27 protein-coding genes are annotated in these 22,670 nt (G+C 74.7%); 19 read left to right on the forward strand and 8 right to left on the reverse strand.

The window, feature by feature from the left end; genetic code table 11:
• Positions 1–6: 6 nt before the first annotated feature.
• Positions 7–897 (reverse strand): oxidoreductase, encoded by an 891-nt coding sequence (locus tag ACI78S_RS09790; RefSeq protein WP_456972648.1) that lies wholly within the window; start codon positions 895–897, stop codon positions 7–9.
• Positions 898–1,020: 123 nt separating this feature from the next.
• Entirely contained in the window at positions 1,021–2,199 is a 1,179-nt protein-coding gene (locus ACI78S_RS09795) for a zinc-dependent alcohol dehydrogenase (RefSeq protein WP_456972650.1), read from the reverse strand.
• Positions 2,200–2,513: 314 nt separating this feature from the next.
• On the opposite strand from ACI78S_RS09795, the gene ACI78S_RS09800 reads away from it, so the two are divergent.
• From ACI78S_RS09800 to ACI78S_RS09810, 3 genes are all read left to right on the forward strand, one after another.
• Positions 2,514–3,764 (forward strand): M23 family metallopeptidase, encoded by a 1,251-nt coding sequence (locus tag ACI78S_RS09800; RefSeq protein ID WP_456972652.1) that lies wholly within the window; start codon positions 2,514–2,516, stop codon positions 3,762–3,764.
• Between the two features lie 64 nt (positions 3,765–3,828).
• On the forward strand, positions 3,829–4,746 hold the full coding sequence (locus tag ACI78S_RS09805) for a cation diffusion facilitator family transporter (RefSeq protein WP_456972654.1): 918 nt from the start codon (positions 3,829–3,831) through the stop codon (positions 4,744–4,746).
• A gap of 81 nt (positions 4,747–4,827) precedes the next feature.
• On the forward strand, positions 4,828–5,787 hold the full coding sequence (locus tag ACI78S_RS09810; RefSeq protein ID WP_456972656.1) for a cytochrome c oxidase assembly protein: 960 nt from the start codon (positions 4,828–4,830) through the stop codon (positions 5,785–5,787).
• Positions 5,788–5,904: 117 nt separating this feature from the next.
• On the opposite strand, the gene ACI78S_RS09815 is transcribed toward ACI78S_RS09810, so the two are convergent.
• Positions 5,905–7,479, reverse strand: coding sequence for an MFS transporter (locus tag ACI78S_RS09815; RefSeq protein ID WP_456972658.1), 1,575 nt, complete (start codon positions 7,477–7,479; stop codon positions 5,905–5,907).
• Between the two features lie 109 nt (positions 7,480–7,588).
• On the opposite strand from ACI78S_RS09815, the gene ACI78S_RS09820 reads away from it, so the two are divergent.
• Both ACI78S_RS09820 and ACI78S_RS09825 read left to right on the forward strand, forming a co-directional pair.
• A complete protein-coding gene (locus tag ACI78S_RS09820; RefSeq protein ID WP_456972767.1) occupies positions 7,589–8,074 on the forward strand; it encodes a metallophosphoesterase family protein in 486 nt (161 codons plus the stop codon).
• A gap of 1 nt (position 8,075) precedes the next feature.
• Positions 8,076–8,924 carry a putative RNA methyltransferase gene (locus ACI78S_RS09825; protein WP_456972660.1) on the forward strand — a complete coding sequence of 283 codons (849 nt, stop codon included), beginning with the start codon at positions 8,076–8,078 and terminating at the stop codon, positions 8,922–8,924.
• 13 nt (positions 8,925–8,937) lie between these two features.
• Here ACI78S_RS09825 and ACI78S_RS09830 read toward each other — a convergent pair whose 3' ends face one another.
• Entirely contained in the window at positions 8,938–9,219 is a 282-nt protein-coding gene (locus ACI78S_RS09830) for a GlsB/YeaQ/YmgE family stress response membrane protein (RefSeq protein ID WP_456972662.1), read from the reverse strand.
• Between the two features lie 103 nt (positions 9,220–9,322).
• On the opposite strand from ACI78S_RS09830, the gene ctaD reads away from it, so the two are divergent.
• Both ctaD and serB read left to right on the forward strand, forming a co-directional pair.
• The gene (ctaD, locus tag ACI78S_RS09835) at positions 9,323–11,080 is read left to right on the forward strand and encodes an aa3-type cytochrome oxidase subunit I (RefSeq protein WP_456972664.1); all 1,758 of its coding nucleotides are present in this window, start codon (positions 9,323–9,325) and stop codon (positions 11,078–11,080) included.
• A 112-nt stretch (positions 11,081–11,192) separates the two neighbouring features.
• Positions 11,193–12,497: a phosphoserine phosphatase SerB gene (gene serB, locus ACI78S_RS09840; protein ID WP_456972666.1), complete on the forward strand. Its 1,305-nt coding sequence runs from the start codon at positions 11,193–11,195 to the stop codon at positions 12,495–12,497.
• Positions 12,498–12,534: 37 nt separating this feature from the next.
• Here the strand turns inward: serB and ACI78S_RS09845 are convergent, their stop codons facing one another.
• Both ACI78S_RS09845 and ACI78S_RS09850 read right to left on the reverse strand, forming a co-directional pair.
• On the reverse strand, positions 12,535–13,110 hold the full coding sequence (locus tag ACI78S_RS09845; protein ID WP_456972668.1) for an isochorismatase family protein: 576 nt from the start codon (positions 13,108–13,110) through the stop codon (positions 12,535–12,537).
• Complete coding sequence (locus tag ACI78S_RS09850) at positions 13,107–14,408, reverse strand: nicotinate phosphoribosyltransferase (RefSeq protein ID WP_456972670.1); 1,302 nt, start codon at positions 14,406–14,408, stop codon at positions 13,107–13,109. The genes ACI78S_RS09845 and ACI78S_RS09850 overlap by 4 nt, the downstream gene beginning before the upstream one ends.
• 56 nt (positions 14,409–14,464) lie before the next feature.
• Between ACI78S_RS09850 and clpS the strand changes: the two genes are divergently transcribed.
• Entirely contained in the window at positions 14,465–14,761 is a 297-nt protein-coding gene (clpS, locus tag ACI78S_RS09855; protein WP_456972672.1) for an ATP-dependent Clp protease adapter ClpS, read from the forward strand.
• Positions 14,758–15,255: a DUF2017 family protein gene (locus ACI78S_RS09860; RefSeq protein ID WP_456972674.1), complete on the forward strand. Its 498-nt coding sequence runs from the start codon at positions 14,758–14,760 to the stop codon at positions 15,253–15,255. Before clpS ends, ACI78S_RS09860 begins: the two co-directional genes overlap by 4 nt.
• Here ACI78S_RS09860 and ACI78S_RS09865 read toward each other — a convergent pair.
• Positions 15,194–15,538 carry a hypothetical protein gene (locus tag ACI78S_RS09865; RefSeq protein WP_456972676.1) on the reverse strand — a complete coding sequence of 115 codons (345 nt, stop codon included), beginning with the start codon at positions 15,536–15,538 and terminating at the stop codon, positions 15,194–15,196. The genes ACI78S_RS09860 and ACI78S_RS09865 overlap by 62 nt on opposite strands.
• Positions 15,539–15,655: 117 nt before the next feature.
• Between ACI78S_RS09865 and ACI78S_RS09870 the strand changes: the two genes are divergently transcribed.
• The 8 genes from ACI78S_RS09870 to ACI78S_RS09905 all read left to right on the forward strand — a co-directional run bounded on the left by ACI78S_RS09870 (position 15,656) and on the right by ACI78S_RS09905 (position 21,527).
• On the forward strand, positions 15,656–16,129 hold the full coding sequence (locus ACI78S_RS09870) for a Mov34/MPN/PAD-1 family protein (protein WP_456972678.1): 474 nt from the start codon (positions 15,656–15,658) through the stop codon (positions 16,127–16,129).
• Positions 16,130–16,298: 169 nt separating this feature from the next.
• Positions 16,299–16,577, forward strand: coding sequence for a MoaD/ThiS family protein (locus ACI78S_RS09875; protein ID WP_456972680.1), 279 nt, complete (start codon positions 16,299–16,301; stop codon positions 16,575–16,577).
• Positions 16,578–16,618: 41 nt separating this feature from the next.
• Positions 16,619–17,569 carry a PLP-dependent cysteine synthase family protein gene (locus tag ACI78S_RS09880; RefSeq protein ID WP_456972682.1) on the forward strand — a complete coding sequence of 317 codons (951 nt, stop codon included), beginning with the start codon at positions 16,619–16,621 and terminating at the stop codon, positions 17,567–17,569.
• A gap of 34 nt (positions 17,570–17,603) precedes the next feature.
• On the forward strand, positions 17,604–18,335 hold the full coding sequence (locus ACI78S_RS09885; protein ID WP_456972684.1) for a 3-keto-5-aminohexanoate cleavage protein: 732 nt from the start codon (positions 17,604–17,606) through the stop codon (positions 18,333–18,335).
• A 13-nt stretch (positions 18,336–18,348) separates the two neighbouring features.
• Positions 18,349–19,191, forward strand: coding sequence for a glutamate racemase (gene murI, locus ACI78S_RS09890; protein ID WP_456972686.1), 843 nt, complete (start codon positions 18,349–18,351; stop codon positions 19,189–19,191).
• Positions 19,188–19,931 (forward strand): MBL fold metallo-hydrolase, encoded by a 744-nt coding sequence (locus ACI78S_RS09895; protein WP_456972688.1) that lies wholly within the window; start codon positions 19,188–19,190, stop codon positions 19,929–19,931. Before murI ends, ACI78S_RS09895 begins: the two co-directional genes overlap by 4 nt.
• A 55-nt stretch (positions 19,932–19,986) precedes the next feature.
• Entirely contained in the window at positions 19,987–20,940 is a 954-nt protein-coding gene (locus ACI78S_RS09900) for a DNA polymerase domain-containing protein (RefSeq protein WP_456972690.1), read from the forward strand.
• Positions 20,941–21,041: 101 nt separating this feature from the next.
• The gene (locus tag ACI78S_RS09905; RefSeq protein WP_456972692.1) at positions 21,042–21,527 is read left to right on the forward strand and encodes a DUF4262 domain-containing protein; all 486 of its coding nucleotides are present in this window, start codon (positions 21,042–21,044) and stop codon (positions 21,525–21,527) included.
• An 8-nt stretch (positions 21,528–21,535) separates the two neighbouring features.
• On the opposite strand, the gene ACI78S_RS09910 is transcribed toward ACI78S_RS09905, so the two are convergent.
• Positions 21,536–21,946, reverse strand: a complete 411-nt coding sequence (locus ACI78S_RS09910) for a DUF6157 family protein (protein WP_456972694.1) — start codon at positions 21,944–21,946, stop codon at positions 21,536–21,538.
• 111 nt (positions 21,947–22,057) lie between these two features.
• On the opposite strand from ACI78S_RS09910, the gene ACI78S_RS09915 reads away from it, so the two are divergent.
• Both ACI78S_RS09915 and ACI78S_RS09920 read left to right on the forward strand, forming a co-directional pair.
• A complete protein-coding gene (locus ACI78S_RS09915; RefSeq protein ID WP_456972696.1) occupies positions 22,058–22,360 on the forward strand; it encodes a hypothetical protein in 303 nt (100 codons plus the stop codon).
• A 97-nt stretch (positions 22,361–22,457) separates the two neighbouring features.
• The gene (locus ACI78S_RS09920; RefSeq protein ID WP_456972698.1) at positions 22,458–22,670 is read left to right on the forward strand and encodes an SDR family oxidoreductase; all 213 of its coding nucleotides are present in this window, start codon (positions 22,458–22,460) and stop codon (positions 22,668–22,670) included.

A 22,670-nucleotide genomic window follows, 5' to 3' on the forward strand; every position in this document is an offset into this window, starting at 1 on the left:
GGCTCCTCACAGGTCGACGTCGGGCTCCCCGGTGCCGCCGATGCGGTCCAGCTCCTGCAGCTCCACCGGTCCCAGCACCCGCGCGGCGGCCTGCAGGTTCTCCTCCAGGTGCGCGACCGACCGGGTGCCCGGGATCAGCAGGACGTTGGGGGACCGGGCCAGCAGCCAGGCCAGGGCCACCTGCATCGGCGTGGTCTCCAGCCGCCGGGCGATCGTCTCCAGCGCGGCCGACTGCAGGGGGCTGAAGCCGCCCAGCGGGAAGTAGGGCACGTAGGCGATGCCCTCCCGCGCCAGCGCGTCGACCAGCGGGTCGTCGTCGCGGTGCACCAAGTTGTAGTGGTTCGGCACGCACACGACCGGCGCGATCGACTGCGCCTCGGCCAGCATCTGCGGCGTCACGTTGCTGACCCCGAGGTGCCGGACCAGCCCCTCCTGCTGCAGCTCGGCGAGGGCCTCGAAGGGCTCGGCCAGCGAGCGCTGCACCGGTTCGCTGAACCCGGGCATCCGCAGGTTCACGACCTCCAGCGCGTCGAGGCCGAGGTGGTCGAGGTTGTCGTGCACCGCCCGGCGCAGCTCGTCGCGGGAGAGCGCCTCCGGCCAGGCGCCGTCCGGGGTCCGCCGGGCCCCGACCTTGGTCACGAGGGTGAGCTCGGCCGGGTAGGGGTGCAGCGCCTCGCGGATGATCTCGTTGGTGACGTGCGGCCCGTAGTAGTCGCTGGTGTCGATGTGGTCGACGCCGAGCTCCACGGCGCGGCGGAGGACGGCGACCGCGGCGGCGCGGTCCGGCGGCGGGCCCATCACGTGCGGGCCGGCCAGCTGCATCGCGCCGTAGCCCATGCGGTTGACCTTGCGGTCCCCGAGGGGGAACTGGCCGGACTTCTCCGCGGGAACTGTCATGCCCCGCTCCTGCCCCGCCCGGACCGGGCCATGCGCCAGGGCCGGGAAATCCCGGCCGCGCGCCAGGGGCCGGAGAACCGGCCGTGCGCCCGGGCCGCGACAAGCGGGCCCGGGCGCCGGACCTCACGGCTTGAGGAGCACCTTGACCGCGCCGTCCTTCTTCTCCCGGAAGTTGGCGTAGGCCTGCGGCGCCTCCTCCAGCGGCACGTGGTGGGTGGCGAACTCGTCGACGCCGAGGAAGTCCTCCTCCAGCAGCGGCAGGATGTCGGGCACCCAGCGCCACACGTTCGCCTGGCCCATCCGCAGCTGGATCTGCTTGTCGAACATCCGCATGAGCGGCAGGGGGTCGGTGGCCCCGCCGTAGACGCCCGACAGCGAGATCGTGCCGCCGCGCCGGACGGCCTCGATCGCGGTGTTCAGCGCCGCCAGCCGGTCGACGCCGGCCACCTGCATGACCTTCTCCATCACGGCGTCCGGCACGATCGCCGTCGCCTTCTGCGCGATGGTGGCCAGCGGCGAGCCGTGCGCCTCCATGCCGACGGCGTCGATGACCGCGTCGGGCCCGCGGCCGTCGGTGGCGTCGCGGACGGCGGCCACCACCTCGTCCTTCTTCGTCGTCTCGATCGTGGAGACGCCCCGGGCCCGGGCGCGGGCCAGCCGCTCGGGGACGTCGTCCACCCCGAAGACCTGCTCGGCGCCCAGGTGCTGGGCGATCCGCGCGGACATGTCGCCGATCGGGCCCAGGCCAAGCACCAGCACGCTGCCGCCCTTCGGGATGCCGGCGTACTGCACGGCCTGCCAGGAGGTGGGCAGCACGTCGGAGAGGTAGACGAAGCGGTCGTCCGGCGGGCCGTCGGGGACCTTGATCGGCAGCGTGTTGCCGAACGGCACCCGCAGGTACTCGGCCTGGCCGCCGGGCACCTGCCCGTACAGCTTCGTGTAGCCGAACAGCGAGGCGCCGAAGCCCTGCTCCCGGTTCTGCGTGGTCTCGCACTGCGACTGCAGGCCCTGGGCGCACATCCAGCAGGTCCCGCAGGAGATGTTGAACGGCACGACGACGCGGTCACCGGGCTTGACCGCGGTCACCTCGGCGCCGACCTCGCGGACCACGCCCATGGGCTCGTGCCCCATGACGTCGCCGACGGTCATGAACGGCGCCATGACCTCGATGAGGTGCAGATCGGAGCCGCAGATGCCGCTCGAGGTGATCTCCACGACCACGTCGGTCGGCTCCTGGATCGTCGGGTCCGGGACGGTGTCGACCCGGACGTCGGCACGGCCGTGCCACGTCACTGCTCGCATGTAAGGAGTACTCCCTCGATCGGGCCGCGGATCGGCCTCCGAGGAGGGCTCCTGCCCCTTCGTGACGCTCGTCGCCCGCCCCGACGGCCGGAGTCGGCGTGTCGATCACGCTCCGTAAATCACCGGTCGACTCTCCGCCGAATCACATCGATGAGGCTTTGTGACCCAGCTCATGATCTGAGGCCCTATTCCCAGCCGTCCAGATCACGAAACGGACACGACGTGTTTACATGGCTCCCGCCCGCCTCCGCCGGCTGGGCGCACGCCCTCCTTCCCGGGGCGAACGAACTTGTCCGCCGACGGAAGTCAGGTGCATGTCCTCGCACGACCACGACCGCCTCCTCGACGAGGGCCCGGAGCGCCGCAAGCGCGCCGGGACCTCCCTCGCTCCAGCCGGTGGGACGCGGTCCCGGCGGCGGCCGGCCGCCCGCGCCGGGGAGAAGGCCCCGAAGGGTGCTCCGGCGCCGCGCCACGGGGAGGCGCAGCCGGCCCGGTCCACCCGCCCCCGCACGACCTCCACCGCGACGAGGACGACGGCCGCGGAGCCGGCCGCCCCGCAGCAGGCCGCCGCGTCGGAGCCCGCACCGCGCCCGCGCCCCCGCCCCACCCCGCGCCCGCGTCCGGCCGCCGAACCGGCCGCCGAGGCGCCCTCCGCGGTCGCCGCCGTCGTCGACGCCGACGAGGTGCGCGACGTCGAGGACGCCGGTGAGCTCGTCGCGGCCGGCGAGGCCGCGGGCCTGGCCGCGGTCCGGGAGGTCACCGACGGCGCCGACGGCGCCGACGTCGTCGTCAAGGACCTCGACCACCCCGCCGAGGACGCCGACGCGGCGCCCGCGGCCGCGCGTGGCGGGCGCGCCCGGCGGCTGCTGCGCCGCCGGCCCGCCCTGTACCTCGCCGCCGCGCTGGCCGGCGCGCTGGGCGTCGGCGCGATCCACCTGGGGTCGACGGCCCAGGCCGACCCCGCCGAGGAGCCCAGCCACTCGATGAGCGTGGCGGCCGAGCTGGGCATCTCGTCCCAGACGGTCACCGCGCCCGACGTGGAGGACACCGAGCGGCTCCGCGAGCTCGCGGCCAGCCGCGCCACCCGCGAGGCCGAGCAGTCGCAGGCGGTCGCCGCCCAGCAGGAGGCCGACCGGCTGGCCGCCGAGGCCATCGCCGAGGCCAACCGGCCCAAGGCGGTGCTGCCGGTCAACGGCGCCCGCCTCACCAGCGGCTTCGGTCTCCGCTGGGGCTCCCTGCACGCCGGCATCGACCTCGCCGCCCCGATGCTCACCCCGGAGTACGCCGCGATGGACGGCGTCGTGCTCGAGGCCGGCCCGGCCTCCGGCTACGGCAACGTCGTCTACATCCAGCACGCGAACGGCGACGTGACCGTCTACGGCCACATGGAGCAGATCCTCGTGCAGCCCGGCCAGGTGGTGAAGGCCGGCGACACGATCGCCCTGCTCGGCAACCGCGGGCAGTCCACCGGCCCGCACCTGCACTTCGAGGTGCACGTCGGCGGGATCGACGGCGAGAAGGTCGACCCGGTCCCGTGGCTGCGGGAGCGCGGCGTCCAGATCTGACCCCCTCCCGACGCCCCCGGTCGCCTCGCGGCCGGGGGCGTCGTGCGTGGGGCACACTGCGGCCATGGGCCACGACCACGCCGCGCACGCCGGCACGGCCGGCGCCGCCCAGCGCGGGCGGCTGGTGGTGGTGCTCGTCCTGACCCTCGTCGTCCTGGTGGCCGAGGTCGTCGGGGCGGTGCTGTCGGGGTCCCTGGCCCTGCTCGCCGACGCGGGGCACATGGCCACCGACGCGGCCGGGATCGCCCTCGCCCTCGGGGCGGTCACCCTGGCCCAGCGCCCGCCGCGCGGACGGCGGACCTTCGGCTGGCAGCGCGTGGAGATCCTGGCCGCCGTCGCCAACGGGCTGCTGCTGCTCGGCGTGGCCGGCTACGTGCTGGTCGAGGCGGTGCGGCGGATCGGCGACCCGGTGGAGGTCGGCTCGGGGCTGATGATGGCCGTCGCCGGTGCCGGCCTTGTGGTCAACCTGATCGGCCTCGCCCTGCTGCGCCGCGGCCGCGGGCAGTCGCTGAACGTCCGCGGCGCCTACCTCGAGGTGCTCGGCGACGCCCTCGGGTCGGTCGCCGTCCTCGTCGCCGGCGTCGTCGTGGCCACGACCGGGTGGGGCCACGCCGACGCGCTGGCCTCCCTCGCCATCGGCTTCCTCGTCGTGCCGCGCGCCTGGCGCCTGCTGCGCGAGGCGCTCGACGTGCTGCTCGAGGCCGCCCCGCGCGGGGTGGACCTCGACGACGTCCGGGCGCACATCCTCGGCGTCGAGGGCGTGGTCGGCGTGCACGACCTGCACGCCTGGACGATCACCTCCGGGCTGCCGGTCCTCTCCGCGCACGTCGTCGTCTCCGACGAGGCGCTGGAGGCCGGGCACGGCGGCCGGGTGCTCGACGCGCTGTGCGCCTGCCTCGGCGACCACTTCGACGTCGAGCACTGCACCTTCCAGCTGGAGGCGGCCGGTCACGCCGCCCACGAGGCCCCTGTCCACGACTGAGGACCGGGGTCCTGCCGCCCCTGCGCCGGGCCCTGCGGCACGGCCGCCTCCCGCCCCGCGCGCCGGTGGGAGACTGGGCCGGTGGAGCACGACCACTCGGGCATGTGGATGCCGGACCGGCCGCCGACGTGGGGGCGGGTGTTCCTGCCGCACCTCGACGGCTGGTCGATCGTCGCCGTCCTGAGCCTGGTGGCGTTGCTGGCCTACCTGGTGGGGGTCGTGCGGCTGCGCCGGTCGGGGGTGGCCTGGCCGTGGTGGCGGACGGCGTCCTTCGTCGCCGGCGCGGTGTCGCTGTTCGCCGTCACCGGCACGTGGCTGTCGGGCTACGGGATGATCCTGTTCAGCGTGCACATGGTGCAGCACATGGTGCTGACCATGATCTCGCCGCTGCTCCTGCTGTGCGGCTCACCGGTCACGCTGGCCCTGCGGGCGCTGCCGCGGGGGAGGGGGGCGGCGGGGGCCCCCCGCGCGCTGCTGCTCGAGGCGCTGCACAGCCGGGTGGCCCGGTTCCTGTCCCACCCGTTCTTCACGCTGCCGCTGTTCCTCGGCAGCCTCTACGGCGTCTACTTCACGCCGGTCTTCGACGACCTGATGGCCGACCCGCTGGGCCACCAGTTCATGCTGGCCCACTTCCTGGTCACCGGGCTGCTGTTCTTCGGGCCGATCCTCGGCCAGGACCCCTGGCCGCGGACGCTCGGCCACGCCGGGCGGATCGTCGAGCTGGTCGTCCCGGTCCCGTTCCACGCCTTCTTCGGCGTGGCGATCATGATGGCCGGCTCGCTGGTGGTCGAGTCCTTCGCGCGACCGCCGGTGTCGTGGGGCGTCGACCCCCTGGCCGACCAGGGCACCGCCGGCGGCATCGCGTGGGCGTTCTCCGAGCTGCCCACCGTGCTGGTGCTGGCGGTCGTGTTCCTCTCGTGGGTCGGCTCCGAGGAGCGCCGCGGGCAGCGCGAGGACCGGCAGGCCCGGCGCGACGGCGACGCGGAGCTCGAGGCCTACAACGCCCACCTGCGCGCCCTCGCCGCCCAGAACCGGCCCTGACGCGCGTTCCCTCCGCGCCGCCGTGATCAGCTGACCTGATCGTGGGAGGTCCTCCCTCGCGCCGGGCCGTGAGGGAGGACCCCTGGGGATCAGGTCAGCTGATCGTGGCTGCGACCGTCAGCCGGCGTGGACCATCGCCTCGGTGTCGGCGGGGAGGTCCTCCTTGGTGGCCTTGATGAGCACCGCGGAGACGAGCGCGCCCACGAGGAGCAGGCCGGCGGCCCAGGTGAACGCCGTCGTGTAGCCCTCGACCTGCGCGCTGAGGTTGATCGCCTGCGCCACGGCCGGGTCCCGCGGGTCGGTCCCGGTCGCCGCCGCCTCGGCCGCCTGGTCGGCGAAGGAGGCGGTGATCGCCGACACCGACAGGGTCGCCAGCAGGGCGGTGCCGATCGAGGCGCCGACCTGCTGCACGGCCTGCAGCACCGCGCTGGCCGCGCCGGCGTCGTGCGACCCGACGCCGACCAGGGCCAGGTTGGCCAGCGGCACGAAGGTGAACCCGAGGCCCAGGCCCAGCAGCAGCTGGCCCGGGAAGGCCAGGGCCCAGAAACCGCTGTCCACGCCGAGGAACGACAGCAGGAACAGCCCGGCCGCGGCGATCACGCCACCGGCCACCATCAGCGGCTTGGGGCCGACCTTGGGCACCAGCGCGCTGGCCGCGCCGGCGGAGATCAGCACGCCCAGCGTCGACGGCAGCGACGCGAAGCCCGCCTCCACCGGCTTGTACCCGAGCACCTGCTGGAAGTAGAGGCTCAGGAAGAAGAAGGCGCCGATCAGGCCGGCGCCCACCAGCGTGGAGGTGAGGTACGCGCCGCCGCGGTTGCGGTCGAGGACCAGCCGCATCGGCAGCAGCGGGTTGCGCACCCGCAGCTCGACGACGACGAACAGCGCCACGAGCAGCACGCCGGCGCCGATGAAGAACAGCGCCCAGGGTTCGCTCCAGCCGGTCTCGCTGCTGCCCGCCGCGGCGTTCTCCTGCGAGGCCTCGGCCACGCGGGTGAAGCCGTAGACGAACGAGGTCAGGCCGAGGGTGACGAGGACGGCGCCGGGGATGTCGTAGCTGGTCTCGCCGGGCGCCTTGCTCTCGGGCACGAACGGGATCGCCGCGGCGATCGCCACGACGGCGACCGGCACGTTCACCCAGAAGCACCAGCGCCAGTCCACGTACTCGGTGAGGACGCCGCCGAGCAGCAGGCCGACCGCCGAGCCGCCGCTGGCGATCGCGCCGTACACGGCGAACGCCTTGGCCCGCTCCTTGGCGTCGGTGAACAGCACGGTGAGCAGGGCCAGCGACGCCGGGCCGAGCAGCGCGCCGAAGGCACCCTGCAGCGCCCGCGCGGCGAACAGCAGCGCCTCGTTCTGGGCGATGCCGCCCAGCGCGGAGGCGACGGCGAAGCCGGCGGCGCCGACCAGGTAGGTGCGCTTGCGCCCCCAGAAGTCGGCGATCCGGCCGCCGAGCAGCAGGAAGCCACCGAAGGTCAGCGTGTAGGCGGTGACGATCCACTGCTGCGCCGCGGCGCTGATCTCCAGGTCGGTGGAGACGGCCGGCAGCGCGATGTTCACGATCGTCGCGTCGAGGATGATCATGAGCACGGTCACGGCGATGACCGCGAGCGCGAGCCACCGCCGGGGGTAGGGCTCGTCGGTGAGCGGGCCCGCGCCGGGGGTCGGGGGTGCGGATGCGGGGTCTGTCACGGTTCGTCCTTCTCGTCTCGTCTCGTCGTCGTGGTGGCGCGGAGGCCGTCTCGGCCGATCGGGGAAGGTATCGGCCTGGGAGCATCCCGTCGTGCCTGTTTCGCTGGTGATGACCGCAGATACGCACGTCCCGAAGCGGTCGCGTGACCTACCTCATTCCTTGTGGGCCGCGATCGACGCCGCGGACGTCGTCGTGCACGCCGGCGACTGGGTCGACGTCGCGCTCCTCGAGCGGCTCGAGGCGCGCTCCCGGCGGCTGCTGGCGGTGCACGGCAACAACGACCACGGCCCGCTCCGCGAGCGGCTGCCCGAGGTGGCCCGGGCCGAGATCGAGGGCATCCGCATCGCCGTCGTGCACGAGACAGGTGACCGGAAGGGCCGCGAGCAGCGCTGCGCGGCGCGGTTCCCCGACACCGACCTCCTGGTCTTCGGCCACAGCCACATCCCCTGGGACACCCGGGCGGGCACCGGGCTGCGGCTGATCAACCCCGGCTCGCCCACGGACCGGCGGCGCCAGCCGCACGGCACCTTCGTCACCGCCGTCGCGGCGGACGGGGAGCTGCGCGACGTCACGTTCCACCCCGTGCCGCGCTGAGATGGCCGGGCGGGAGCCGTTCCCGGGACGCGCGGTCGGGCTGCTCGCCTGCCCCGTCTGCGGCGCCGGCATGTCCGCGACGCCCGCCGGGCTGCGCTGCGCCGCCGGGCACGCCTTCGACCGAGCCCGGCAGGGGCACGTGACCCTGCTCCCGCCGGGGCACCGCCCGCCGTCCGGCGACTCCGCGGCGATGGTCGCCGACCGGGTGGCGTTCCTCGACTCGGGTGGCTACGCCGGCGTCACGGCCGCGCTCACCGCCGCCGTCCTGGCCGACGGCCTCCCCGAGACGCTGCTCGACCTGGGCGGGGGCACCGGTCACCACCTCGCCGCCGTCCTCGACCGGCTGCCCGGCGCCGCCGGGGTGGTGCTGGACTCCTCCCCGTACGCCGCCCGGCGGGCGGCGCGGGCCCACCCGCGGGCGATGGCCGTCGTCGCCGACACGTGGGCCCGGCTGCCGGTCCGCGACGCCGCCCTCGACCGGGTGCTCGTCGTCTTCGCGCCGCGCAACGGCGCGGAGACCGCCCGCGTGCTGCGCCCGGACGGCCGGCTGGTGGTGGTCACCCCGGCCGCCGACCACCTCGCCGAGCTCGTGGCGCCGCTCGGCCTGCTGCGCGTCGACCCCGACAAGGGGACTCGGACGGCGGCCGCGCTGGAGCCGCATCTGCGGCCGGTGGACGCGGCGTCCCACCGCGAGGAGCTGGCGCTCGGCCCCGGGGCGGTGCGCACCCTGGTGGGCATGGGCCCGCACGCCCGCCACCTCGCCCCGGACGCGCTCGCGGCGGCGGTGGCGCGGCTGCCCGACCCGGTGCGCGTGACGGTCGCCGTCGACGTCACCACGTGGGCGCGCTGACGGCGCGGCGCGCTCAGCGGCGGCGCGACCTCCGGCCCCGGCCCGGGCCGAGGAGGACCCACAGCGCCAGGACCAGGACCGCCCCGGCGATCGAGGCCCACCAGCCGCCGACGTCGAGGCGGGCCTGCTCACCCCGCAGCAGCGCGCCGAGCAGGTTCCCCACCACCGACCCGACGAGGCCCAGCAGCAGCGTCGCGAGGACGCCGAGGTCCTGCTTGCCCGGCACGACGGCGCGGGCCACGAGGCCGGCGACGAAGCCGATCGCGAGGACGAGGGCCAGGCCGGCGAGGGTCACGGCCGGGGACGCTACCGCCGTCGGCCGTAACGACCCGGTCGCGACCACGGCGTGCCACGGGCCATCCACCAGCTGTGTCCTGGGCACCGTTTAAGCTCCGGCTGTGACGATCGCACCGGCGCCCATCGTGAGCCGGCCCAGCCCGGTTCACGTGGCCCAGAAGGGGTCGCGGCTCTCGAACCTGCTGCGGACCACGGACCACAAGACCATCGGGCTGATGTACCTGGCCACCTCGTTCACCTGGTTCCTGGTGGGCGGGTTGATGGCGCTGCTCATGCGGGGTGAGCTCGCCAGGCCGGGGCTGCAGTTCCTGTCGCCGGAGCAGTACAACCAGCTGTTCACCATGCACGGCACGGTGATGCTGCTGTTCTTCGCCACCCCGCTGTTCTTCGCCTTCGCGAACCTGATCATGCCGCTGCAGATCGGCGCCCCCGACGTGGCGTTCCCGCGGCTCAACGCGTTCTCGTACTGGCTGTTCCTGTTCGGCAGCCTGACGGCGGTCTCGGGCTTCCTGACCCCGGGCGGCGCGGCCGACTTCGGCTGGACGGCCTACACGCCGCTGTCCGACGTCGTGAACTCCCCGGGGGCCGGGGCCAACCTGTGGATCGCCGGCCTGGCCGTCTCGGGTCTGGGCACGATCCTCGGTGGCGTCAACTTCGTCGCGACGATCGTCTGCCTGCGGGCGCCCGGCATGACCATGTTCCGGATGCCGATCTTCACCTGGAACACGCTGGTCACCAGCATCCTGGTGCTGCTCGCGTTCCCGATCCTCACCGCGGCGCTGTTCGCGCTGCTGGCCGACCGCAACCTCGGCGCGCTGATCTACTCGGACGAGAACGGCGGCCCGATGCTGTACCAGCACCTGTTCTGGTACTTCGGCCACCCCGAGGTCTACATCATCGCGCTGCCGTTCTTCGGCATCATCACCGAGGTCATCCCGGTCTTCAGCCGCAAGCCGCTGTTCGGCTACAAGGGCATGGTCTTCGCGACGCTGTCCATCGCGTTCCTCTCCCTGGCCGTGTGGGCGCACCACATGTTCGCCACCGGTGCGGTGCTGCTGCCCTTCTTCAGCTTCCTGACCTACCTGATCGCCGTCCCGACCGGCATCAAGTTCGTCAACTGGATCGGCACCATGTGGAAGGGCTCGATCAGCTTCGAGTCGCCGATGCTGTGGTGCATCGGCTTCCTGGTCACCTTCCTCCTCGGCGGCCTCACCGGCGTCCTGCTGGCCAGCCCGCCGCTGGACTGGCACATCTCCGACACCTACTTCGTGGTGGCGCACTTCCACTACGTCGTCTTCGGCACCGTGGTCTTCGCCGCCTACGCCGGCATCTACTTCTGGTTCCCGAAGATGTGCGGCCGGATGATGGACGAGCGGCTCAGCAAGGTCCACTTCTGGCTGACCTTCGTCGGGTTCCACGGCACCTTCCTGGTGCAGCACTGGCTGGGCAACGAGGGCATGCCGCGCCGCTACGTGGACTACCTGCCCTCCGACGGGTTCACGACGCTGAACACCATCTCGACGATCTTCAGCTTCGTGCTCGGCGCCTCGGCGATCCCGTTCGTCTACAACGTGGTGCGGTCCTGGAAGTACGGGCAGCTGGCGCTGCGCGACGACCCCTGGGGCCACGGCAACTCGCTGGAGTGGGCGACGTCGTCGCCGCCGCCGCGGCACAACTTCACGGAGATCCCGCGGATCCGCTCGATCCGCCCGGCGTTCGAGGCGCACTACCCGCACCTGGTCGACCGGCTGGAGGCCGAGGCCCACATGGGCAAGCGGCACAAGCCGTACGCCGGCGTCAGCGAGATCGGGCTCACCGAGGGCCCGCGGGCCGGCGCCAAGGACCCCGACCCGAGCTGAGGGAGGACCACCCTCCCCGCACGCCCCGCCCCGCCGGCCGCCTGGCCGGCGGGGCGGGCGCGTTCCCGGGGCGGTGCCGGGTGCCCACGGGGCGGTGCGGCACGATGACGACGTGTCGCTGCACCCTGACCAGCCGTCCCCGGTCGCCGCGACCGGGACGGGCCCGCGCGCGCTGCTGACCGTCACCGGGGTCGACCGCCCCGGCGTGACCGCCCGCCTGTTCGGGACGCTGGCCGGGTCCGCGAACGGAGCCGCCCCGCCGCTGGAGGTGCTCGACGTCGAGCAGGTCGTCGTGCACGGGCAGCTGGTGCTCGGCGTCGTCGTCGGCGCGCTGCCGGCCGCCGGGGCCGACCCGGAGGGCGAGGACGCGCTGCTGGCCCGGCTGGTCCGGCTGGCCGGCGAGGTGTCCGCGGCCACCGGCGTGCAGGTCCGCGTCGAGCCGGCGTCCGGGCCGGAGCCGGAGCGGCCCGGGCTGCCGCACCACGTGATCGTCCTCGGCCGGCCCGTCCCGCCCGGGGCGGTCGCCGGCGCGGCGCAGGCGATCGCCGCCATCGGCGGCAACATCGACGCGATCCGGCGGCTGTCCGACTACCCGGTGACCAGCTTCGAGCTCACCGTCTCGGGCGCCGACTCCACCGCCCTGCGCACGCAGCTGGCCTCGGTCGCGGCCGCCACCGGCGCGGACATCGCCGTGGAGCAGGCCGGGCTGGCCCGGCGCAGCAAGCGGCTGATCGTCCTCGACGTCGACTCCACCCTCGTGCGCGGCGAGGTGATCGACGAGCTGGCCGCGCGCGCCGGCCGCGCGGCGGAGGTCGCCCGGATCACCGCCGCGGCCATGAACGGCGAGCTCGACTTCGCCGAGTCGCTGCGCAAGCGGGTGGCCGCCCTCGCGGGGCTGCCGGTCGAGGTGCTCGACGAGGTGCGCGAGGCGCTGGTGCTCACGCCCGGCGCCCGCACGCTGATCCGCACCCTCAAGCGGCTGGGCTTCCGCTGCGGCATCGTCAGCGGCGGCTTCACGCAGATCACCGACCCGCTGGCCGAGCAGCTGGGGCTCGACTTCGCCGCGGCCAACACCCTCGAGGTGGCCGACGGCCGGCTCACCGGCGGCCTGGTCGGCGAGATCGTCGACCGGCCGGGCAAGGCCAAGGCGCTCGTGCGCTTCGCCGACGAGCACGGCATCCCGCTGGAGCAGACGGTCGCGGTGGGCGACGGCGCCAACGACCTGGACATGCTCAACACCGCCGGCCTCGGCATCGCCTTCAACGCCAAGCCGGTGGTGCGCGAGCAGGCGCACGCCGCGCTCAACCAGCCCTACCTCGACGCCGTCCTGCAGGTGCTCGGCTTCACCCGCGAGGAGGTCCTGGACGCCGTCCCCACCGACGATCACGGCGTCCCGACCACCGCGAGGCGCGCCTGAGCGGTCGCGGCGCCGTGATCGCGGGGGTCAGCGGCGGTCAGCGAGGGCGGTAGGGCTCGCCCTGCAGCTCCACGCCGGCCGCCCGGAGCTGCTCCAGCGCGGCCTCTGTCGAGGCGTCCGACACGCCCGCGGTGAGCGGCAGCAGGACCCGGGTGGCGAGGCCGTGCCCGGCGGCGTCGAGGGCGGTGGCCCGCACGCAGTGGTCGGTGGCGATCCCGACCACGTCGACGGCGTCCACCCCGCGCTCGCGCAGCCAGTCGACCAGCTCGACGCCCTCGGCGTTGCCCTCGAACCCGGAGTAGGCCGCCGAGTAGTGGCCCTTGTCGAACACCGCCTCGATCGCGCCGCGGTCGAGGTTCTCGTGCAGCTCGACGCCGTCGCTGCCGGCGACGCAGTGGGCCGGCCAGGTCTCCAGGAAGTCGGGCTCCTCGGCGAAGTGGTCCCCGGGGTCGACGTGGTGGTCCCGGGTGGCGACGACGTGCGCGTACCCGCCGGCGCCCGAGCGCACGTGCTCGCTGATGGCGGCGGCGACCGCGGCGCCGCCGGCCACGGCGAGGCTGCCGCCCTCGCAGAAGTCGTTCTGGACGTCGACGACGATCAGCGCACGCGTCATGCGGTCATGATCTCCAGCGCGCACTCGCCGCGCGAGAGCGCCCACGCCTCCTGCGGCAGGGTCGCGCGCACCCGCTCGTGGTGCGCCCGCGCCCGCGCCAGCGCCTCGGCGGGCGTGGCGTCGCCGAGCACCTTGCCGCCCTGCACCAGCGGGACCACCAGGTCGCGGTCGCCGTCCTGCGGCTCGATCGGCGCGGCGCTGATCACCTCGGCGGTCGCCGTCCCGTGGCGGTCGTGCCGACGGACGGCGTGCTTGCGCCCGCCCACCGAGTTCTTGCCCTCGCTGCGCTTGGCGACGGCGACGCCGTCCCGCTCGACGAGCTTGTAGACCATGCCCATGGTCGGCGCGCCCGAGCCGGTGACCAGCGAGGTGCCCACGCCGTAGCCGTCGACCGGCGCGGCCATCAGGCCGGCGATCGCGTACTCGTCGAGGTCGCTGGTCACGATGATCCGCGTCCGCGTGGCGCCGAGGGAGTCGAGCAGCTCGCGGGCGTGGGAGGCGAGCGTGGGCAGGTCGCCGGAGTCCAGCCGGATCCCGCCGAGCTCCGGGCCGGCGACCTCCACCGCCGTCCGGATGCCCTGGTCGACGTCGTAGGTGTCCACGAGCAGGGTCGTCCCCGTGCCGAGCGTGGCCACCTGCGCCTCGAAGGCGGCGCGCTCGCTGTCGTGCAGCAGGGTGAAGGCGTGCGCGCTCGTGCCCGTCGTGGGGACGCCGTAGCGGCGCCCGGCCTCCAGGTTCGAGCTCGACGCGAAGCCGACCAGGTACGCCGCCCGGGCCGCGGCGACGGCGGCCTCCTCGTGGGTGCGCCGCGAGCCCATCTCGATGCACGGGCGGTCGCACGCGGCGCCCACCATGCGGGCGGCCGCGGAGGCGATGGCGCTGTCGTGGTTGAGCACCGACAGCGCGAGGGTCTCCAGCAGCACCCCCTGCGCGAAGGGCGCCCGCACCGTCAGCACCGGCGACCCCGGGAAGTACAGGTCGCCCTCGGCGTAGCCCTCCACGTCGCCGGTGAACTCGAACCCGGCCAGCCAGTCGAGCAGCCGGGCGTCGGTCAGCCCCTGGTCCCGCAGCGTGGCCAGCTCCTCGTCGCCGAAGCGGAAGCGGGGGAGCGCCTCCAGGAGCCGGCCGGTGCCGGCGACCACGCCGTAGCGCCGCCCGTGGGGCAGCCGCCGGGCGAACACCTCGAAGACGCAGTCCCGGTCGGCGGTGCCGTCGGCCAGCGCGGCGGCGACCATCGTGAGCTCGTACCGGTCGGTGAGCAGCGCCGGGTGGGTGGGCGCGGCCTGCGGGATCGCCATGATCGGGAGCGTAAGCACCCGGACCGGTCCGGCGCTCGGCGTCCTAGAGTTGACCCGTGGCCGGACCGCTCGCGCCTGTCAGCACCCCGGACACCACGGTCGACGAGGAGCACGACCTCGACCGGCCGTGGGTCACCGTCGTCTGGAACGACCCGGTCAACCTGATGACCTACGTGACCTACGTCCTGCAGGAGCTGTTCGGCTACGACGAGGCCACCGCCACGAAGCTCATGCTCCAGGTCCACCACGAGGGCCGGGCGATCGTCAGCTCGGGGCCCAAGGAACGCATGGAGCACGACACCAGCCGGCTGCACGCCTACGGGCTGTGGGCCAGCTACCAGCGCGACTCGTGAGGCCGTTCCGGCGCAGGGGCGAGCACGTCGTGGCGCGGCTGGAGCCGGCCGAGGCGGGCATCGTCGGGCTGCTGCTCGACCAGCTGGAGCAGCTGCTCACCGCCGACGCCGACGACGTCGCGGGAGACCCGGTGCTGGCGCGGCTGCTGCCCGACGGGCACCGGGGCGATCCCCGCCTGGCCGCCGACTACCGCGAGCTGACCGAGTCGTCGCTGCGCAGCGGCAAGGCCGACGACCTGGCCACGGTCCGCGCCACCCTGCCGCCCGGCGGCGGCGACGTGCGGCTGGACCCGGACCAGGCGGCCGCCTGGCTGCGCAGCACGAACGACCTGCGCCTGGCGCTGGGCACCCGCCTGGAGATCACCGAGGACACCGAGCCGCCCGAGGACCTCACCGGCGAGGAGGCCCAGCAGCTGGCCGTCTACTACTGGCTCACCTCGCTGCAGGGTTCGCTGGTCGACGCGCTGGCCGCCGGTCGCGGCGGCCGAAGGTGAGCAGGATCAGCAGCCCCAGCAGCAGGTCGAGGCCGAAGAAGGTGTAGACGAGGCTGGGCAGCTCGAGGTCGCGGACCATCGCCCCGACCGCGGAGAGCAGGACGACGCCGGAGAGCGCGACCACCAGCAGCAGGGTGAGCACCCGCAGGGCGACCAGCACGACGATCGAGGCGCGGTCGTCGGCGGACAGCCCGCGCCGCCGGCCGACCCCGCGCACCCCCAGCGCCAGCGCGGGCAGCGGGAGCGCCACCACGCCGGCCACCAGGAGCAACTCGATCAGCACGAGACCGCACCGTATCGGGTGATCATCCGCCGGCCGCACCCTGTTCACGCAGGGGCGGCCGGTGTCCACCCGGGGCGGCCCGCACGGCGCCGCACCGGCCGCCTAGACTGGGCAATCGTGCTGCGCATCGACCGCGCGACCTACGACGCCATCGTGGCCCACGCCCGGGAGGACCACCCGGACGAGGCCTGCGGCGTCGTCGCCGGGCCCGAGGGCAGCGACCGCCCCGAGCGGTTCATCCCGATGCTCAACGCGGCGCGCTCGCCCACGTTCTACGAGTTCGACTCCGGCGACCTGCTCAGGCTCTACCGCGAGATGGACGACCGGGACGAGGAGCCGGTGGTGATCTACCACTCGCACACCGCCACCGAGGCCTACCCCTCGCGCACCGACATCAGCTACGCCTCCGAGCCGAACGCCCACTACGTGCTGGTCTCCACCCGCCACCACGGCGCGCAGACCGGCCTGGCCGGCGACGAGGTCGAGTTCCGCAGCTTCCGGATCGTCGACGGCGAGGTCACCGAGGAGGACGTCGACGTCGTCGAGTCCTACAAGTTCGGCCACACGCCGACCACCGTCGTCTACGACTGACCGAGGACCCTCCTGCCCCCACCGCCGGCAGGCTCGCGGCGGGGCCCGCAGGAGGGCCGCCGCGCCGTCCGGAATCGACGGCGCGGCGCAGGCGTTGCCACCCTGCAGACGTACGAGACCGCTGCGCCCGGAGCAGCGAGCCCGACACCCCCGAGGAGAACACCGACCCATGGCCATCGAGGTCCGGATCCCGACCATCCTGCGCACCCACACCGGCGGTGCGAAGACCGTGGAGGGCGCCGGGGACACGCTGGGCGCGCTCATCGACGACCTGGACAGCAAGCACTCCGGCCTGAAGAACCGCCTGGTCACCGAGGAGGGCAAGCTGCACCGGTTCGTGAACGTGTACGTCAACGACGAGGACGTGCGGTTCACCGGCGCGCTGGACACCGCGGTCAAGGACGGCGACTCGGTGACGATCCTGCCGGCGGTCGCGGGCGGCTGCTGAGCGGCTCGCCGCTCGCCCGCCCGCCTTCTCCGGAGAGATCCATGGCCCGCTTCGCCTCGCTCGTCGACTCCCTCGGGGGCACCCCCCTCGTCGGGCTGCCCAACCTGTCGCCGACCCCTGACGTGCGCTTGTGGGCCAAGTTGGAGGACCACAACCCCACCGGGTCCATCAAGGACCGCGCCGCCATCTCGATGATCGAGGCGGCGGAGAAGGAGGGGAAGCTCAAGCCGGGCGACACGATCCTGGAGCCCACCAGCGGCAACACCGGGATCTCGCTGGCCATGGTGGCCCGCCAGCGCGGCTACCGGCTGATCTGCGTGATGCCGGAGAACACCTCCGTGGAGCGGCGGCAGCTGCTGGAGATGTACGGCGCGCAGATCATCTCGTCGCCGGCCGCGGGCGGGTCGAACCAGGCGGTGGCCGTGGCCAAGGGCCTGGCCGCCGAGCACGACGACTGGGTGATGCTCTACCAGTACGGCAACCCGGCCAACGCCGAGGCGCACTACACCGGGACGGCGCCGGAGATCCTGGCCGACCTGCCTTCGATCACCCACTTCGTCGCGGGGCTGGGCACCACCGGCACGCTCATGGGCTGCTCGCGCTACTTCCGCGAGCACAAGCCCGACGTGCAGGTCATCGCCGCCGAGCCGCGCTACGGCGAGCTGGTGTACGGGCTGCGCAACATCGACGAGGGGTTCATCCCCGAGCTCTACGACCCCTCGCTGCTCGACTCGCGGTTCTCGGTCGGCCCCGAGGACGCCGTCCACCGCACCCGCCAGCTGGTGGAGCGGGAGGGCATCTTCGCCGGCATCTCCACCGGGGCGATCCTGCACGCGGCGCTCGGCATCGCCGACAAGGAGGTCGCCGCGGGCCGCAAGGCCGACATCTGCTTCATCGTGTGCGACGGCGGCTGGAAGTACCTCTCCACCGGCGCCTACGCCGGCACGCTCGAGGAGGCCACCTCCGCGCTGGAGGGCCAGCTCTGGGCCTGACCCGCCGTCGGTCCCGGGCCGTACCCTGCGTCGCGTGCTGCTGAAGGCCTGCCTCAACGGCGTGCGGCGCCCGGCCGACCACCCGGCCCTGCCGGTCACCGCCGCGCAGCTGGCCGACGACGCGGTCCGGGTGGCCGCCGCGGGGGCCGGCGCCGTGCACGTGCACCCCAAGGACGCCGCCGGTGCCGACACGCTGGCGGCCCCGGCGGTGGCGGAGGTCGTCACCGCGATCCGGGCCGCGGCACCGGGGCTGCCGGTGGGCGTCACCACCGGCGCCTGGGCGCGGCCGGACCCGGCGGAGCGTGTGGCGGAGATCCGGTCCTGGACCGTGCGCCCCGACTTCGCGTCGGTGAACTGGCACGAGCCGGGGGCCGACGACGTCGCCGCCGCCCTGCTCGAGCTCGGCGTCGCCGTCGAGGCCGGGCTGTGGACCGCCGCCGCCGTCGGCGCCTGGCTCGCCTCGCCGCACCGCGCGCGGTGCCTGCGGGTGCTGCTCGAGCTGCAGGACGGCGACGACCCGGCCGACGCGGGCCGGCTGCTCGGTCTGCTCCCGCCGGGTGCGCCCGTGCTGCTGCACGGCGAGGGGTCCAGCTGCTGGCCGGTGCTGCGCCTCGCCGTCGACCAGGGGCTGGACACGCGGATCGGCCTGGAGGACACCCTCGTGCTGCCCGACGGCTCGCCGGCGCCGGGCAACGAGGCGCTGGTCCGGGCCGCCCGCGCCCTGGTCGACGCCGCCGTGCGGCGGTCGGTCGGTGGCGACGACTAGCCTGACCTGCGCCATGAGGACGACGCAGCCCGGCGCGGGCGCCCCCGACAGCTCCGCGCCGATCGGCATCTTCGACTCCGGGGTCGGCGGGCTCACCGTCGCCCGCGCCGTCCTCGACCAGCTGCCGCACGAGGCGATCCGCTACATCGGCGACACCGCCCACGGGCCCTACGGGCCGCTGCCGATCGCCGAGGTCCGCCGGCACTCCCTCGCGGTCATGGACGACCTGGTGGCCGGCGGCGTGAAGATGCTCGTCGTCGCCTGCAACTCCGCCAGCGCCGCCTCGCTGCGCGACGCGCGGGAGCGCTACGACGTCCCCGTGGTCGAGGTCGTGCTGCCGGCCGTGCGCCGGGCCACCGCGGCCACCCGCAACGGCAGGGTGGGGGTCATCGGCACGCAGGCCACCGTGACCAGCGGCGCCTACGACGACGCGTTCGCCGCCGCGCCGCAGATCGAGGTGGTCAGCGCCGCGTGCCCCAGCTTCGTCGACTTCGTCGAGCGCGGCGTCACCAGCGGCCGCCAGCTGCTCGGGCTGGCGCAGTCCTACCTCGACCCGCTGCTGGTGGCCGGCGTCGACACCGTCGTGCTCGGGTGCACGCACTACCCGCTGCTCACCGGGGTGATCTCGCTGGTCATGGGGGAGGGCGTCACGCTGGTCTCCAGCGCCGAGGAGACGGCCAAGGACGTCTACCGCGTGCTCACCCGGGCCGACCTGCTGCGCGCGGAGGACGCCCCGCCGCCCGAGCACGTCTTCCTCGCCACCGGCGACCCCGAGCCGTTCGCCCGGCTGGGCCGCCGGTTCCTGGGGCCCGAGGTGGGCGCGGTGCTGCACGCCCGGTCGCTGGGGGCGGCGTGAGGCTGACCGTCGTCGGCTGCTCCGGCAGCGCCCCCGGCCCGGCGTCCCCGGCGTCCAGCTACCTGGTCGAGCACGACGGCTTCCGGCTGCTGCTCGACCTCGGCAACGGCGCCTTCGGCGCGCTGCAGGCCCTCGCCGACCCGGCCGCCGTCGACGCCGTCTTCCTCTCGCACCTGCACGCCGACCACTGCCTCGACGTCGCCCCGTTCGTCGTCTGGCACCGGTACTCCGGGCGCTCGCGCGGCAAGCTCGTGCCGCTGTACGCGCCGGTCGGCGCGGAGCGGCGGCTGGCGCTGGCCTACGACGCCGACGGCGAGACCCTCACCGACGTGTTCGACTTCGTGCCCGTGGGCCCGGGGACGCTCGAGATCGGCCCGTTCCGGGTGGCGCTCGCGCGCACCGCGCACCCCGTCGAGTGCTACGCGATCCGGCTCACCGCCGCCGGCCGGTCGCTGGTGTACACCGGCGACACCGGGCCCTGCCCGCGGGTCGTCGAGCTGGCCGCCGGAGCCGACCTGCTGCTCGCCGAGGCGGCGCACCCCGACGGCGACGGCGCGCAGCCGCCCGGCCTGCACCTGACCGGCCGGCAGGCGGGGGAGCACGCGGCCGACGCCCGCGTCGGGCGGCTGCTGCTCACCCACGTGCCCGCGTGGGTGGACGCCACGGCGCAGCTGACGCACGCCCGGGCGGTCTTCCCGGCCGCCGAGCTGGTCGCCCCGGGCGGCGTGTACGACCTCTGAGGCGGGGCCGACGCCGGCGGTTGCCCGAGCGGCCGCGGCAGGGCACGGTGGGCCGATGACCGACGACGAGCGGGACGGCGTCGCGCTGACCAGCCTGGACGCGCCGCTCGGCGACGGGCTCGGGGTCACCAAGGGCGACCTGGTCGACTACCTGGACGCCTTCGCCGACCGGCTGCTGCCGCAGCTGGCCGGCCGGCCGCTGTCGGTGAAGCGGGTGCGGCCGGGCCAGCAGCCGTTCATGCAGCGCAACGTGCCGAAGGGCGCGCCGGACTGGGTGCGCACCGTCGCCGTGTGGTCGTGGGGGGCCAACCGCGAGGTGCACCAGGTGCTCTGCGACGACCGCCGGACGCTGCTGTGGCTGGCCAACCAGCGCGCCGTCGAGTACCACGTGCCGTTCTTCCGCGCCGGGCGCGAGCTCGAGCCCACCGGCCTGGTGGTCGACCTCGACCCGCCGGAGGACGCGGGCTTCGACGTCGTCGTGCGGGCGGCCGGCCTGGTGCGGCGGGCGCTGGCCGGCAGCGGCCTGGCCGGTGCGGTGAAGACCAGCGGGTCGAAGGGCGTGCACGTCGTGGTGCCCGTGCGGGGCTCGGGGCCGGAGGACGTGGCCGCGGCCACCCGCGCCCTGGCCGCCCGGGCCGAGCGGTTGGACCCGGAACTGGCCACCACCGCCTACATCAAGGAGGACCGGCACGGCCGGGTCTTCCTCGACTCCACCCGCTCGGGGTCGTCGACGATCGTGGCCGCCTACAGCCCCCGCCTGCGCCCGGGGCTGACGGTCTCGACGCCGGTGCCCTGGGACGCGCTGGGCGACGTCCGTCCCGGCGAGGTCACCGTCACCACCGCCGCCGAGCGGATCGGTGACGGCGACCCCTGGGCCGCGGCGCTGCCCGAGCCGCAGGAGCTGCCCGCCGACCTGGTGGCCGAGGGGCACACCATCCCGGTCGCCCGCGTGGCCGCCATGCACGAGGGCAAGCGGCGCAAGCGGGCGCGCGAGGCAGCCGAGGGCTGAGCCACCGAGGACCGGGCCGCCGCGTCCACGGGCGCGGCCGCCGTCCACAGATGCGGAACGGGTCCAGGCCGGTTGTCGGTGCCCGGGCGCACCCTCTGCCCATGACGACCGATCCGCAGCTCACCGCCTGGCTCGACCAGGAGGACGCCCGCCTCGCCCAGGTCATCCGCGCCCGCCGGTGGGCCGTGCAGTACGTGTGGCAGGGCGACGGGCCCGATGAGCCCGCGTTCGGCTACACGATCGGGCTGTTCGGGCTCGGCCACCCCGAGCTGGTCGTGGTCGGGCTGGACCCCGACGTCACGCACGCGGTGCTCCAGCACGTCGCGGGCCTGGTCGCCGACGGGCGCGACCTGGTGCCGGGGGAGCTCGTCGACGGGCCGGGCACCCGCCGGGGGCTGGTCGTGGAGGAGCTGCCCAACCCCGGCGAGGTGGTGCTCGGCGCCAACCGCTTCTACGAGCGGCCGGCCGAGTACTCGGTGCCGGCCCTGCAGCTGGCGTGGCCCGACGACGAGGGCAGGTGGCCGTGGGACGACGGCTTCGGGTGGGGCAGGGCGGCCCAGCCGCGGCCGGGGAGCTGGCGGGCGTGAGGGGAGGCTCAGGCCCGCTTCGCGCGCATCGCCCTCAGGTGCCGCAGGGCCGGGTCGGCGGCCAGCGCCGCGTACTCCGGGGAGTCGACGGCGACCAGCGCGATCCTGCCCGCGCCGTCGCAGTGCACCCCCCACCCGTACTGCTTCGTCAGCGGCGAGGCGCGGAAGCAGGGCTGCCCCTTGGAGAAGAACGCCTCCCGCTCGGCCTCGCGCTCGGCCGCCGGGACGCCGCGCCGCTGTGCGTGCACCTCGAACAGCACGTCGTCGGAGGTGTGCACGTAGGGCGCGTCGGCGAGCATCGCGTACTGCAGCCCCGCCACCGTGGGCGCCCCGTTCCGCGGGGGCGGCACCTCACCGCTCGTCGCGCGGGAGTCCTCGGCCACCTCGATGAAGGTGTCCTGGTAGTTCGTCGTCGCCACGACCGGCAGCGTCGCACGCGAGGCGCCCGCCGGGGGCGCGCGGCGCTCCCGCGGGGCGCTGAAGGCCGGGCCACCCGATGACTCCCGGCGCGCCGGCGGGTCGGTCCTGGCATGGGCAGGTTCGACGGGAAGACCCTGCTGGTCACCGGCGCGGCGCGCGGGCAGGGACGCAGCCACGCCGTCCGGCTGGCGGCGGAGGGCGCCGACGTGAACGCCGTCGACCGCTGCGCCGACATCGCGACGGTCGCCCACCCCCTCGCCACCCCGCCCGCCCTGAACACGGTGCAGGCGGCCGCCCCGGTGCTCGTCGAGCAGCGCCGGAGCGGCGCGGTGGTGCTCACCAGCTCCGCCTTGGGGCTCACCGGCCGCGGCGGCAGCGGCCGCGGCGGCGGCGACGGGTTCGTGGCGAGCTAGCACGGCGTCGTCGGCCTGATGCGCACCTCCGCCACGTGGCTGGCGCCGCACGGGATCCGGGTGAACTGCGCGAACCCCCTCCGGCGTCGCCACCCCGATGGTGCTCAACCCGGCGGTGGAGGCGCACTTCGGCGGCGGGGAGGAGGACCCCGCGGACGCCAAGCCGGACGACGACGTCGCCGACCTGCTCGACGTCGCCCTGGTGGAGCCCGAGGACGTCAGCGCCGCGGTCGCCTTCCTCGCCTCCGACGAGGCCCGCTGCACCACCGGCGTCGCGCTGCCCGTCGACGCCGGGATGCTGGTGCGCTGA

This window comes from Geodermatophilus sp. SYSU D00815 (assembly GCF_054050035.1).

Excerpts from the sequence above, each read along its gene's own strand:
- ACI78S_RS09880 (WP_456972682.1), top strand. The coding sequence starts at position 16,619 with ATGGCCCGCTTCGCCTCGCTCGTCGACTCCCTCGGGGGCACCCCCCTC.
- ACI78S_RS09820 (WP_456972767.1), top strand. The coding sequence starts at position 7,589 with ATGACCGCAGATACGCACGTCCCGAAGCGGTCGCGTGACCTACCTCAT.
- ACI78S_RS09825 (WP_456972660.1), top strand. The coding sequence starts at position 8,076 with ATGGCCGGGCGGGAGCCGTTCCCGGGACGCGCGGTCGGGCTGCTCGCC.
- ACI78S_RS09795 (WP_456972650.1), bottom strand. The coding sequence starts at position 2,199 with ATGCGAGCAGTGACGTGGCACGGCCGTGCCGACGTCCGGGTCGACACC.
- ACI78S_RS09900 (WP_456972690.1), top strand. The coding sequence starts at position 19,987 with ATGACCGACGACGAGCGGGACGGCGTCGCGCTGACCAGCCTGGACGCG.
- ACI78S_RS09905 (WP_456972692.1), top strand. The coding sequence starts at position 21,042 with ATGACGACCGATCCGCAGCTCACCGCCTGGCTCGACCAGGAGGACGCC.
- ACI78S_RS09800 (WP_456972652.1), top strand. The coding sequence starts at position 2,514 with ATGTCCTCGCACGACCACGACCGCCTCCTCGACGAGGGCCCGGAGCGC.
- ACI78S_RS09790 (WP_456972648.1), bottom strand. The coding sequence starts at position 897 with ATGACAGTTCCCGCGGAGAAGTCCGGCCAGTTCCCCCTCGGGGACCGC.
- ACI78S_RS09845 (WP_456972668.1), bottom strand. The coding sequence starts at position 13,110 with ATGACGCGTGCGCTGATCGTCGTCGACGTCCAGAACGACTTCTGCGAG.
- murI (WP_456972686.1), top strand. The coding sequence starts at position 18,349 with ATGAGGACGACGCAGCCCGGCGCGGGCGCCCCCGACAGCTCCGCGCCG.
- ACI78S_RS09915 (WP_456972696.1), top strand. The coding sequence starts at position 22,058 with ATGGGCAGGTTCGACGGGAAGACCCTGCTGGTCACCGGCGCGGCGCGC.
- ACI78S_RS09875 (WP_456972680.1), top strand. The coding sequence starts at position 16,299 with ATGGCCATCGAGGTCCGGATCCCGACCATCCTGCGCACCCACACCGGC.
- ACI78S_RS09920 (WP_456972698.1), top strand. The coding sequence starts at position 22,458 with ATGGTGCTCAACCCGGCGGTGGAGGCGCACTTCGGCGGCGGGGAGGAG.
- ACI78S_RS09850 (WP_456972670.1), bottom strand. The coding sequence starts at position 14,408 with ATGGCGATCCCGCAGGCCGCGCCCACCCACCCGGCGCTGCTCACCGAC.
- ACI78S_RS09805 (WP_456972654.1), top strand. The coding sequence starts at position 3,829 with ATGGGCCACGACCACGCCGCGCACGCCGGCACGGCCGGCGCCGCCCAG.